10 protein-coding genes are annotated in these 12,289 nt (G+C 64.0%); 1 reads left to right on the plus strand and 9 read right to left on the minus strand.

Going from position 1 to position 12,289, the window contains the following annotated elements:
- Positions 1 to 292 precede the first annotated feature (292 nt).
- The 7 genes from IEX97_RS06635 to IEX97_RS06665 form a co-directional block, all read right to left on the minus strand.
- On the minus strand, positions 293 to 853 hold the full coding sequence (locus IEX97_RS06635; protein WP_188881902.1) for a DUF5317 domain-containing protein: 561 nt from the start codon (positions 851 to 853) through the stop codon (positions 293 to 295).
- Positions 854 to 1,440: 587 nt separating this feature from the next.
- Positions 1,441 to 3,171, minus strand: a complete 1,731-nt coding sequence (locus IEX97_RS06640) for a GGDEF domain-containing protein (protein WP_229776555.1) — start codon at positions 3,169 to 3,171, stop codon at positions 1,441 to 1,443.
- Positions 3,172 to 3,237: 66 nt separating this feature from the next.
- The gene (locus IEX97_RS06645; RefSeq protein ID WP_188881904.1) at positions 3,238 to 3,666 is read right to left on the minus strand and encodes a hypothetical protein; all 429 of its coding nucleotides are present in this window, start codon (positions 3,664 to 3,666) and stop codon (positions 3,238 to 3,240) included.
- A 20-nt stretch (positions 3,667 to 3,686) separates the two neighbouring features.
- Positions 3,687 to 4,232 carry a response regulator gene (locus IEX97_RS06650; protein ID WP_188881905.1) on the minus strand — a complete coding sequence of 182 codons (546 nt, stop codon included), beginning with the start codon at positions 4,230 to 4,232 and terminating at the stop codon, positions 3,687 to 3,689.
- Positions 4,233 to 4,437: 205 nt separating this feature from the next.
- Positions 4,438 to 5,628 carry a methionine adenosyltransferase gene (gene metK / locus IEX97_RS06655; RefSeq protein ID WP_229776537.1) on the minus strand — a complete coding sequence of 397 codons (1,191 nt, stop codon included), beginning with the start codon at positions 5,626 to 5,628 and terminating at the stop codon, positions 4,438 to 4,440.
- A 233-nt stretch (positions 5,629 to 5,861) separates the two neighbouring features.
- Positions 5,862 to 6,086, minus strand: coding sequence for an alpha/beta-type small acid-soluble spore protein (locus tag IEX97_RS06660; RefSeq protein ID WP_188881907.1), 225 nt, complete (start codon positions 6,084 to 6,086; stop codon positions 5,862 to 5,864).
- Positions 6,087 to 6,179: 93 nt separating this feature from the next.
- Complete coding sequence (locus IEX97_RS06665) at positions 6,180 to 6,956, minus strand: WecB/TagA/CpsF family glycosyltransferase (protein WP_188881908.1); 777 nt, start codon at positions 6,954 to 6,956, stop codon at positions 6,180 to 6,182.
- Positions 6,957 to 7,361: 405 nt separating this feature from the next.
- On the opposite strand from IEX97_RS06665, the gene IEX97_RS06670 reads away from it, so the two are divergent.
- Positions 7,362 to 7,562 (plus strand): cold-shock protein, encoded by a 201-nt coding sequence (locus tag IEX97_RS06670; RefSeq protein ID WP_188881947.1) that lies wholly within the window; start codon positions 7,362 to 7,364, stop codon positions 7,560 to 7,562.
- Positions 7,563 to 7,855: 293 nt separating this feature from the next.
- Here the strand turns inward: IEX97_RS06670 and IEX97_RS06675 are convergent, their stop codons facing one another.
- Positions 7,856 to 10,426 carry a gluzincin family metallopeptidase gene (locus IEX97_RS06675; RefSeq protein ID WP_188881909.1) on the minus strand — a complete coding sequence of 857 codons (2,571 nt, stop codon included), beginning with the start codon at positions 10,424 to 10,426 and terminating at the stop codon, positions 7,856 to 7,858.
- A gap of 99 nt (positions 10,427 to 10,525) precedes the next feature.
- Positions 10,526 to 12,139 carry a DUF4855 domain-containing protein gene (locus tag IEX97_RS06680; protein WP_188881911.1) on the minus strand — a complete coding sequence of 538 codons (1,614 nt, stop codon included), beginning with the start codon at positions 12,137 to 12,139 and terminating at the stop codon, positions 10,526 to 10,528.
- Between the last annotated feature and the right edge of the window lie 150 nt (positions 12,140 to 12,289).

The raw sequence follows: 12,289 nt of genomic DNA on the forward strand, positions 1-12,289 counted from the left end.
AGTAGACACGCACGGTGGCTTCGTCGTCAAATGTGGACGACGGATTTTACACCACTACTTGAGACTTTAACCGATATGTAAGGGATAAACCACGGCGAACGCGATAAAAAAGACTCCCTCAAGATAAAGCGTACCAATTTCGGAAATAACAATTTTAAACCTCTCAGATAAAACAAGCAGCCCCGTCAAAGCATAATAGACCACCCAATCATCAATCGAAAAGGGTTGATTTATGTACAACGTATATAGAAATATCCCAAACCAGAGGCTTATCGAAAAAAAAGTTGCTCTCTTACTCCATAACACTTGATTCACGACGAGTCTCCCTTCTCGCCATTGTCATGCCATACTGCACCAGGATAATGATCCCTGTCATGATCAAAATATCTCCAATGCTGATAATGCTGGGTGGAGGAACTCGGATACTAAAGATATCGCCAAGAAAGTTAAGACGTGTATGCGAAGACATCGCAATACTTTTGTTAAAGTCACCATGAAGAAGTCTCTCAACAAGTCCTGCCCCCATCTGTTTCACCGCGGGGAGATAAACTGGCATCCGCAGGCCATTCGCCGCCATGGCGATAAAATTGGACAACGTTCCTAAACCAGCCCAAACTACGCCTGGCAAACGGAAATTCAAGGCACAAAAAACAAGCGAAAGGATGTAACTCACTACAATCGAAACCTCATACATCAAACCCGAGAAAACATGAACAGAAAGATATTCTAAAACAAAAGCGACAGGCAAGGTCAACAAACCTCGGAGCGGGAGATTTGTTAAGTTCCAAAAACTACCCTTTTTTAGCCAACCCAAAATAAAACCTATAAATAAGGCCAAAATTTCAAACCCCAAAATCCCACCTCATTCGACATTTCATTGAGTCGGAAAAACCGGGCTTGAATTGCCCGGCTTTTAAATGAAACAATCATGAACTCTCATGTCGTAAAGCCCCAGCTTGCTTGAGCAGCGACGGAGAACAGCACCATCGCCCCCAACACCAACACCGCTTTCACCTTCTGAGACATCGGCGGTCCCTCCTTCAGAAATGGCTTGACGCCCGTTTCTGAAGTGCTGTGGTCCGTGCTGCGACATGTAAGTCGCTCACTGGCCGCGATGCACCCGTAGCACATACGTGCGCCGGTACACCGTCCGCCCGCGAGCCGTGGCTGCGAATGTTGCTGCGTGAGTTACACCCCGATGGCATGATTATAGAGCAGAATTGGACAAGTTGCTAGACCTTCACAAAAATCAAAACGAGATTTCTGTGCATTGAATTCAGCGTTCCGCCTCCGACCCTGCGTTCAGCCACACCTGCTTGCTCGCCTTCCGCCTTCATCCCTGTACCGCCTTCATCCCTGTACCGCCTTCATCCCCGTTCCGCCTTCATCCCCGTCTCGTAGCGCGGACGCCTGCACCCCGAACACCTCAATCAAAACACCTCAATCAAACTGAGCCGGCGAATACACGGAGACGCGGTTGCGGCCGGTCTGCTTGGCGCCCAGGTACACGGCGCGATCGGCATAGCGCAAAAGCGTCAAAGCTGAATCCGCGCCGTCCGGGAAACTCGCCACCCCGATGCTCAACGTGATGTGAATGGCGACCAGAGGCGGCGGCCCGCCGTCCGCACGCGGAGCCAGGGCGTCTTCGACGTAAAACGCGGTCTCCTCCACCTGCATGCGGATCTGGTCGGCGATGGCTTGTCCCTCGGCCAAGCTCACGCCAGGCATCAGGATGGTGAATTCCTCTCCGCCGTAACGCGCCAAGACGTCGGATCCGCGCACGTTGCGCCGCAGCACATCCGCCAACTGGCGCAGCACCTGATTGCCGGCCTGGTGACCGTAGCGGTCGTTGACCTGTTTAAAGTGATCGATGTCGATGATGAGCAGGGTCACGGGCTCGCCCGTCTCACGACAGGACTCCACGAAGTGGTGCAACGCCTTGTCGAAATAGCGGTAGTTGTAGACGCCGGTCAATTCGTCCGTCTGGGACTGCAGCCTTGACTCTTGGTATTGGTGATAATGACCGAGGATGGTGGCAAACTGTTGACAGAACATCCGCAGCCACGCCCGTTCCGGCTCCCTGTACACCCGATAGCCGCAGACCTGGTACAATGCCACCACGCCGAACACCGTTCCGCCCAGGCATACGGGCGCCGCCAACCCGCTCGACCAAAACGGCGCGTCGTCGACCATGTGAAACAGCGCCCAGCGCTGGCGCGGCGATGACACCACCACCGGCTCGCGCGAAGAGGCACAAAAACCCGCCAACCCCGTCCCCACAGGCATCGACCTGAGGACCTGGGTGAAGTACCGCGCCAAGGCCAACCCGCCGGTCCCAGCCTCCACCGCCTGCGGGCGGAGGTGGAGATCGTCCCCGAGCGACCAAAAGACGGCTGCGTCACACACCAAGACTTGGCGCACCTCGCGCAGGAAGGTGTGGATGAGCTGTTCCAAGGTCATCTCCGGGTGCAGGGCGGCGACGCACCGGACCGCCGCCTGCAACCGCATCTTTTGTTGCAGCCACCTGCCTGATGCGGACGCTGCAATCGCCGAGCCGGCCGTCAACAAGATGGCGAGGAACGTGCCCGTCCATGCGCCGGTCCGCATACTGACCCAGGCGCACACCGCGCACACCACGTCGATGCACGCCCAGATCTGCGGCCATCCCCGGGGCATCCGCCACGGGTGAACCACCGCCCGCGGCCCGGGCAAGTTCTGCATCGCCCAGTCGGTCAGCAGGTAGACTGCAATGACAGCAACCCCGGACACCCACAGCGGCATTCCGTACGCCCGGCTGATGGTCTGCAGACCCCCGGCCGCCAACGGAGCCAAGAGCGCGGTGCCGTACCACCGTCCATCTGTGTCGAACGTGCGCAAGCGCAAGCCCATGTACACCTGTCCGGCCAACCAAATCGCGCTCTCCACGGCGATGACCGGGAACGCCCCGCAGGTCATCAGCCATGGCCCATGGGCCGCCAACAACAAACGACGGCGGTCACGCACCGCCGGGATCCACGCATGTTCCACCACAGCCAACTGGACGGCGACGGCGACCCACACCCAAAGCGGCAACGGCCGCCAAGGCAGATACGCAAACGCGATACCCAGGCACGCCGCGTCCGCGGCGAGCCAGAACCATACCGCCGTAGCGGCGCGCACAGCGGCCGGCATGCGTTTCACCGACTTTCTTCCGAGGATTGAGCGCGAAATCCCACCGGCGCCCGCCAGCACCGAGGTTCATCCGTCCCACATCGCCAGCGCTTGTTCCAAACCCGCGCTCCGGGAACCTTGCCGGCCGTTGACCACACACGTGATGGCAGACCCGTCCACCCACCGCTGCAAGCGCAACGGCAGGTCGCCTTCCGTCACCACGCGCTCATAACGCACCTCGTCGTGCCGGCGGGCGAACGCCTCCACAATGAACCTCGTCCCATCCATTGAGTTTACATCTAATACGACAATTCCGCGATCCCCGGGGCGGTTACGCGCCAGGGCCATCAACTGCCGCAACCATCCTTCCACGCCGTCCTCGCTGTCCTGGACAATCAACACAAAGCGCACCGGCACCTGCGCGGCGTGCCGGCGACGCCAGAAAGACACGGTATGCCGCACTAGCGCCCACGCACCGTAGAGCGTGAGGATCCACAGCACGACCGACCAGAACACGGGACCCACCTCCTGCGGCACTATATGCGCAAGGAAGCGGGCTTCGCGCTTGCCTCCGGCCGACGGGAAACCTCCACAAAACGATTCAGGGTGCCCGCGAGCAATCCTGGGATGGCTTCGAAATCGGGATACAACGCCAAACGGCCTGCCATAACATCGCGGATAGCCTGCACGATGCCCTTAGCCGATCCGTCCTTGACCACGTAGCCGGACGCTCCAGCCTGCAACGAGTGCAACACGTAACCCAGATCGTCGTGCATGCTGAGCATGATCACGTGCGGCGCGGGACGCTCCGCCCGTATCAGGCTCACCGCGTCGAGACCGCGCAAAAACGGCATGTCCACGTCGAGCAGCACAATGTCCGGTTGGACGTCGTCCAACCCGGCAAGCGCCTCGACCGCATTCGGCCAAGAAGCCACCACGTCGATGTCAGGTTCATAACTGAGGATTTCCGTCAGTGTCTCCCGGAACGGCTCATTGTCGTCGGTGACGCCGACGCGCACAGGGCGCCCGGCCGTAGCTGCGGCGAGCAAACAGGGGGACACGCCAGAGGCCTGCACCAACATCCTCTGTCGTCCACCTCCCACAAGGCGGGGAAGGGCCAGCCAGCACGTTGTCACGTTGGAATGAGAATTCCACAAATGGAACAAAAACTCCTGCCGCTTTCCGAAACAAAAAATTCGGCACACATGGCGACGATTCGCCAAGCGTGCCGAATGCACCCGCCGTGCCCGTACGCTGGCCCGGCGCCAGACGCGATGCAGAGCGCGATCACGATTGGGCCGACGCGAACGCCGCTTGCCGCAGCACGTCCGCCTTATCCGTGCGCTCCCAGGGGACGTCGAGATCGGTACGGCCGAAATGGCCGTACGCCGCCACCTGCCGGTAGATGGGCCGCCGCAAGTCGAGCATCTCGATGATGGCCGACGGACGCAAATCGAAGTGCTTGCGGATGAGGTCGACGATGACCGCATCCGGCACCTTGCCCGTCCCGTATGTGTCCACCGCAATCGACACCGGGTGGGCCACGCCGATGGCGTACGCCACCTGGACCTCGCACTTCTTCGCCAATCCCGCCGCTACCACGTTCTTGGCCACGTACCGCGCCGCGTACGCCGCGCTGCGGTCCACCTTCGTCGGGTCCTTGCCTGAGAACGCGCCGCCGCCGTGACGGGCATAGCCCCCGTAGGTGTCGACGATGATCTTGCGGCCGGTGAGACCCGTATCCCCTTGCGGGCCGCCGATGACAAAGCGGCCGGTCGGATTGATGAAATACCGCGTCCGTTCATCGAGCAGGTGCGCAGGCACCACGGCGGAGATGACGTGCTGGTGCATGTCGCGCGCGATGGTCTCCAACGTCACCGCTTCGTCGTGCTGCGTCGAGATGACGATGGTGTCCACGCGCACCGGGACGTCGTCCTCGTACTCGATGGTCACCTGCGTCTTGCCGTCCGGGCGCAGGTACGGCAGCGTCCCGTCCTTGCGCACCTCGCTGAGGCGGCGGGCCAGCCTGTGCGCAAGCGAGATGGGCAACGGCATCAACTCGGGTGTCTCATCGCACGCAAACCCGAACATCAGGCCCTGGTCGCCCGCACCGATGTCGTGCCCGTCCGACTCCCGCGCCTCCAAGGCACGATTGACCCCCATCGCGATGTCGGGCGATTGCTCGTCGATGGAGGTGATGACCGCGCACGTGTCGGCGTCAAAACCGAACTTCGCGCGGGTGTAGCCAATCTCGCGCAGCGTCTGCCGCACCACCTTCGGGATGTCGACATAGCAAGACGTGGTGATCTCGCCCGCCACCAGCACCAAGCCGGTCGTCGCCAACGTCTCGCACGCCACGCGCGCATCCGGGTCCTGCGCCAGGATGGCGTCCAGGACGGCGTCGGAGATTTGATCACACACTTTATCTGGATGGCCTTCGGTGACCGATTCGGACGTGAACAGCCTGCGCGTCGCCAAGTCCCATTCCTCCCCGCTCCGGTGTACTGCGTACCCGCCGCGGACACGGGCACCCCCCGGCGCCCGGCATACCGTACGCAAAACAAACATATCGTATTATATTTCCCCTCGCACGTCAAACGCGCGCGCAAAGCGGGCACCAAAGCGCCATACAGGAAAAGACGAGGCGCTGTGCCCCGTCTTTCTCATCCGCGTGGATTCGTTTGCCGCCGTCTTCCTGCACCAAAAGGCGATCACGCTTGTTTGCCGGCCAACGTCTGCTCCGCGAGTTGCACGAGCCGGCGCGTGATCTCGCCGCCGACCGCTCCTGCGTCCCGGGCCTGGATGTGCCCCCAGTAATCCTCGCTGCCTTGATGCACCGGCAGCCCCATCTCGGCGGCGATCTCGTACTTCAGGTTGTCGAGGGCGTTGTGGCAACCTGGAACCAAGAGCGTGTTGTTCTTCTGGCCGTACGCCATTGCAGGCACCTCCCCCAGGTTTGCGGGGACTCATCCCCGGCAATCCTAGTGTGCGCGCAACCGTCGGCAACACCCGTACAGATGGCTGGGAGTTCAGGCGCCACGGTCCGGATGGCGCAAAACATGCCAGACAAACCTGGGCAGGGCCAGCTGCCGCCGCCAGCGGCTGGGCTGGCGCAGGAGGCGATACAGCCATTCCAGGTTCAGGCGGCGGAAAAGGGCAGGCGCCCGCTTGATCCGTCCGCTCCAGACGTCGATGGCCCCGCCGACCCCCATCGCCACGCATGGCGGGAGGCTGTGCAACGACTGAAAGATAAGGAGTTCCTGCCGCGGCTGGCCCAGGCCGACCAGCCAGAGGTGGGGCGCAAACGCGCGGATGTCGTCCAGCACCTTCGGCCACGCCGGCGGATCGAAATACCCATGGTGACCGCGGAACGTGAGGGCTGGAAACTCGCGGGCAAAGCGAGCGAGACACGCCGCGAGCGCATCCGGGTGCGCGCCGAGCACGTACACGCGCAATCCCTGACCGCGCTGCTGGGCCGTCGCCAAGATCTCGAGCGCCAGCTCCACCCCGGTCACGCGCTCCGGCAACGGTTGTCCGCGCCACTTGGCGGCAAGGACGATGCCAATGCCGTCGGGGGTGACGAGATCGGCCCGCTGGGCGACCTCCATCACCGCCGGGTCCCGCTGCGCCATCATGACGAATTCCGGACCCGCGGTGATGATCATGCGGCGGCTTTGTTCCTGGATCCACAAAAACACCTGTTCAACCACTTGTCTCATGGTCAACCGCCCGAACCGCACGCCCAGAATGCGGACGTACGCGGGGTGGAATGATGCCCATGTTTCTGCACGTCCGAACACGTTCATCCCGCCCGCATCCACGCCGTGCGTCCAACCGGCGCACAGGTGTGGCGTGATGGATTCGCGGTGCACGCGGTGTGACGGGATGCTGTTTCGCCTCTTGCCGTGACCGCGTTGGCCGCTGCCGATATCTTACCACGCGCACGCCGCCTTGTCCCGCGGCAACTCGCCGCCCGGTCTTCCGCCCTGGCGAACGCCGGGCTGCCGACGGACTCACGGCCAAGGCGGCCGATGGGACGGCGTGGTCGGTCGGAACTTCCATTTCAACGGACTTCAACGGACGCACGGCCAAGGCGGAGGCCAAGACGGAAGATTTTTCTGACGTGTCATTGACATTCCAGCGCGGAAGTGATATGGTGAACACGCAAGGCAAATTTCATCGAGTACAGTGGGTACTTGGTAGGAGGCAGTATTGTGCAAGGTACAGTAAAGTGGTTCAATTCGGAAAAAGGGTACGGGTTCATCCAGGTCGAAGGCAGCAACGATGTCTTCGTCCACTACACCGCGATTTTGGGTGAAGGGTTCCGCACGTTGGAGGAAGGCCAGCGCGTCGAGTTCGACATCGTTCAGGGTCAACGCGGTCCGCAGGCTGCCAACGTGGTCAAACTGTAATCCAAAAATCGACGCCAGCGCCCCGCAGCAGCGGGGCGTTTTTATGTTCCCCCTCCCCGCACACGTCATCCGTCTCCCCATACCGATGCCACCCGGTGCGGGCATCCCGCAGTGCCGGACACAACAAAAGCCCCGCCGGCAATCGGGGGGTGGCGGGGCAAATGGCTGGTGATGAGACGTGCAGGGAGCAGCAATCCCATACCCTTTGCAGGGTTAAATTCGCCATCCGATGCCAAAATCCTCTCTCGTCCGCGACGTTCTTTCCATACCCTGTTGGCCGGCCCGCTTGCGGTTCACGCCAGGGCCTGCACACGCACGACCTCCAGGCCGAGGGGCACGCCGGTCGCCGGCTCCGTGATGCCGTCGTCGCTGCCGGGCGGAAACACGGTGGTCGAATCGATGTACGCCGTGCCGTAGAGACGTGCGATGGCCACCAAAGCCTGCATGTCGCCCATTTGCCCGCCGATGTCCCACGTGCCGTCCGCAGCGCTCGTCACAGGAGGCAGCGCCTTCAGCGACCCAGGGGCCGCCACCGATCCGTTGGCCCGCAGCACAAACGTGTACAGGCCGGGTCGCAGCCCCGTGTACCAGTACGTCTGCCCGCTCGGGTTGCTGATGAACATCTCGCGCACCGCCCCGGGCAGCACGCGCACCGTCACCGCGACGGCGCCGTCGCTGCCGGCGGCCATGCGCGCCAGCTGGCGGTTGACGGCCTGCGAGAACGCGCGCAGCGACTCACCGAACACCGCCGGAAAAGCTGCCGTCGGGCCGGCGCGATCGACCAGGCGCACGTACTGGAGCACCTTGACCATGCCGAACCGTTGCACGAGGGTGTACACCGCGTAGTCATCCTGCGCCTCCACGTTATACCGTGGCGCGAGCGATCCCGCTTCTCCCAGCGCATACAGGTCCCCTGTCCGGGCATGCCGGATCACGTCCGACCACAGGCTCCAGCGCAACGACTGCCAGAGCAGCGCGTTGGGCGTCGCATCCGCTTCCGCGGCCAGCCCCAGTTCCCAGGCAACCCCTTCGTTCACCCAGTCCGGCAACCGGTTGCTCACGCTGGCCAGGAGACAATGCGCGAACTCGTGCGCCATCACGTTGATGCCCCACTCCGCGTCCAATCCGTCCAGGTTGACGGCGATGGTCTGCGGTCCCTCGGACGCGGCCTGCGAGCTGAGCCCGTAGCTCTCGGCGTCGGTCGCGGCGTAGCCTTCGTCTTGAAAATGCTGCGTGTACGAGGCCGTGCCGCTGAAAACCTCGATGGTGACCGGCAGCGCCGGGCGAATGCCGGTGGCGGCGAGATCGTCCGCGTAGGCGCGCTCGAACAGGCTGCCGATGCTCACCAGGTCCCAGGGCGACACCCCGCTGTCCTGAGCGGCCACCACCGCGTGCGCGCTCCGGTACACCGGGCCGGAGGGCGCCGGCGGCACCGGCGTGGCGCCCACATGGTTCGCCCCCGCCCCCGCCACGATCCGTTGTCCGAGGAACACGTCCGCTCCGTGCACCCGGACGGCCCACAACTCGTACGGCCCTGCCGGCACTTGCAGCGTGTACGAACCGTCCGCCCGCACCGCCGTCGTGTAGTGGGCGTGGGTGAGATCGCTGCGCAGGTCAAGGACGCAGCCCGCCGGCCACGTTCCGGCCGCGCCAACCGCGGCGGCGTTCCCGCCGCTCCACACGAGCCGTCCGGATATGCGCGCCAGTGCCGGCTGCGGATTGACGGTCACCTGCCCTTGGCTGGGTGAGACGGGCACCCCGGTGCCGACCCAGCCGGACGCCGGGGTGAAGACGCCCGCCAACACCCCCCGCGTCCCGGGCAGCACCGTGTGAAACCGGCCATCGGCCGCCGCCGGCACGGTCAACAGGCGGCCGTCCGCGGTGACAAACGCCACCTTGGCACCCGGGGTGCGCACCCCCGCCACGCGGCCGGAGACAGGAAACGAACCGGCGGGCTTGGCGGGCGGGCCCACCACCCCCGGGTTGACAACCGGATCGATCACGACGTTGCCGTCCGGACGGACGCCCGCCGCGACACCGGTCGCCGCCATCAGCGTGGACATCGGCACGAACACATGTCCGCCCAAGCGAATGAGCGCGGAAGGCGTTCTGACTCCGTCGACGGCGAGGGTGCCGTCCGCCACCACCTCGGGCCACACCGGCAGCTCCCAGCGGCCGTGCTGCCACACCATCCGGTAGCCGGCGCGGGCGAGCCATTGTATGAGCACCGCCACATCCGCATACGCGCTGCCGCCGGCCACCACCACGTCCATCGCCGGTCCGCCCGCAATCCGTCCGCGCACCGTAGCCCCGGTCTGCTGCGTACGCGCGCGGGGCGCGGCTGTGCCCGGGACGGAGGGGAAAGCTGCCGACGGCGCCGCAGCGCGCGGTTGGGCGGATGTCGTTGCGGTGATGAGCTTGGCGCGGGCGTCGTAGCGGACCGACCAGTGGAATGCGGGTGCGATGGCGTCCAGGTCGACGTACACGCTTCCGTTCACCGTCAAGGTATGCGCCTGGGTGTAGACGCGCCCGTCGACCGTCGTCGCGGCCTGGGCGTGATACACCGGCAGACCGGCCGTCCGCAACACCCGTCCGTCCCACGTGGCGGAAACGCCCGCGTTGCGCAACAGGCGCAGAACATACCAGACGGACGCGAACGTCCTCCCCCCTGCTTGGACAACCGGTACAGCCCCGGCGGGGTGACCGGCCACCCACACCGGCTGCCAGACGACCGCAGGACCAGCAGCGGCAGCCGTCCGCGCGAAGGCCGGCAGGCATACACTTGCCGCCGCGGCCGCTGCGCCCATCCACGCCGACGCCACAGCCCGCATCTTGCGCGTCCCGCCGGTTCTGCCGCTGCGCATCCACCGCCACCTCCGCGCCCCCGTCGCGCCTGAAGCCTCCCACGTCTTCGGGCGCGATGACGAGATTGACTAGGATAAGCATACACCGGCGCCCTGCCGTCAGCCAGCGTACAAAAAGCCGTACGTCGCGTCGTACAGTGCCCGCACGGCCGGGTCCGGCGAACGCGCCGCCTGGCTGAGCAGCTTCGACCCGGCGTAGAAGGCGTGCGACACGATGCCCGCAAAGCCGTCGTTCTGCATCTGGCGCAGGCTCTGCACGTACAAGCCGCGGTACAGCGGGCTGGTCAGCGCCTGCGACGGCAGCTCGAGCTCGATGCCCGTGCCGTTGCGGGCGGCGAGCGCCTCGGCGTTGGTCAGCCGCTCTGCGTACGCCTGCTCGCCGAGGAATACGTAGTTGAGTTGGAGCCAAGCCGCGTCAAACCCGAGCTGTTGCCAATCCTCGAGGCCGGGCGCGTAGTAGTACGGGATCCAGAACAGCGGCAATCCCGCTTGGTGCACCAAGGCGGCGGTGCCTTGGATCAACTCGGTGTCGCCGGGCGACTTGTAGCGCACCGCCTCGCTGGTCCAGTAGAACCCGGCCAGCTTGAGGTGCGGCAAGCCAGCCTGACGCCAGCGCGACAGGACAGAACGGACAAACCAGCCCACAGCCTGCAGGCGTGCCGACACGGCGGCGGGATCGCCCGTTTTCGCTTGGAAGGAGATGGTGTGCCCGTCCACCGTCCCCCACCTCCCGTCACCAAAGCGCGGGTACGGGATGCCGATGACCACCTGTTCCGGGCCGGGCGGATTGCCGCCGAACCGCTGCAGTGCGTTGTTCGTCTGCGCTGCCGCGGCGTCGAGGGCTTCCAACTGCACGCCGTGCGCGAACAGGCTCTGCAGGTACTTCTGCCACCCCATTTGGGTGTCGGGCACATCGCCGTAGGGCAAAAACAACATGGTGTCGAACATCCGGCCGCCAATCTCTCCGTTTGGCATCAGATAGCCGGTCGCCGGCAGAAAGTCGTCCGCCGTCCACGTCCCCTGCTGCCCGTGGCTGCCAGTGTAGACGAGCAGCATGTTGTGGATGCCGTGGGCACGCGCGTCAAGCGCGGTCATCGGCTGGGTGAACGGCGCCGGGACGGCGGGCAGCGCAGGCAAATCGGGATAGCTTGGTTGCGCGGTCATGTCGCAGATGACCTGCAGGTGGCGGACGAACACCCACGCCGCCACCGGGAAGTGAATGCGCACAAGATGTGTCATCACCCCCGGGGCGGAGACGCTGAACACCTGCGTCGTCTGCCGCGGGTCCCAGGTGGGGATGGCCGTCTGCCGCGTCCCCAACAACACCCATTTTCCGTTCACGTACGCCTCAAAGTCCACGTGTTCCGGGTAGAAAACTCCCCATGCCGGCTTTTGCAACATCTCGATGGAGACCTCGACCACCGGGCGGTCGTACGTCAAGTCGACGGTGATGTCCCGGCCGCCTTGGCTGTCGAAGCCGCGCCAGCCCTCGGTGCTGGTCAACGGCGCGTCATACTTCTTCTCTTGCGCGGCGAAGCCTTGGTCGACCGGCCCGTCCACGTCCACCTGAATGTTGGCGTACGGCGCGAAGTCCAGCCACGCGTCCTTGGCTTGCGCCCGCGCCGCCGGAGGGGCGATGGCCGCGAGTCCCATGGCTGCGCACAGCGCGGCGGCTGCGATCCGTCTCCCACAAAGCGTACGTCGTCTCCCCATCACAACCTCCTCGCGTCTGCCATCCTGCTGGATGGGAGAGTTTTCCCCGTATCCCTGTGGTAAGACGCAACCGCGCGTCGATTGTTACGCGTCCATCGTCACAACGTCTTGCACACCCGCGGATGGCGCACCCGCCGTGACACCTTTCGC

Origin of the sequence: Paenalicyclobacillus cellulosilyticus, assembly GCF_014647315.1 — a bacterium.
Classification (GTDB): domain Bacteria; phylum Bacillota; class Bacilli; order Alicyclobacillales; family Alicyclobacillaceae; genus Alicyclobacillus_J; species Alicyclobacillus_J cellulosilyticus.

What these genes read in the sequence shown, in the direction of transcription:
- IEX97_RS06640 (WP_229776555.1), bottom strand. Translation starts at nt 3,171, where the DNA reads ATGCCGGCCGCTGTGCGCGCCGCTACGGCGGTATGGTTCTGGCTCGCC.
- IEX97_RS06650 (WP_188881905.1), bottom strand. Translation starts at nt 4,232, where the DNA reads ATGTTGGTGCAGGCCTCTGGCGTGTCCCCCTGTTTGCTCGCCGCAGCT.
- IEX97_RS06660 (WP_188881907.1), bottom strand. Translation starts at nt 6,086, where the DNA reads ATGGCGTACGGCCAGAAGAACAACACGCTCTTGGTTCCAGGTTGCCAC.
- IEX97_RS06665 (WP_188881908.1), bottom strand. Translation starts at nt 6,956, where the DNA reads ATGAACGTGTTCGGACGTGCAGAAACATGGGCATCATTCCACCCCGCG.
- IEX97_RS06675 (WP_188881909.1), bottom strand. Translation starts at nt 10,426, where the DNA reads ATGCGCAGCGGCAGAACCGGCGGGACGCGCAAGATGCGGGCTGTGGCG.
- IEX97_RS06680 (WP_188881911.1), bottom strand. Translation starts at nt 12,139, where the DNA reads ATGGGGAGACGACGTACGCTTTGTGGGAGACGGATCGCAGCCGCCGCG.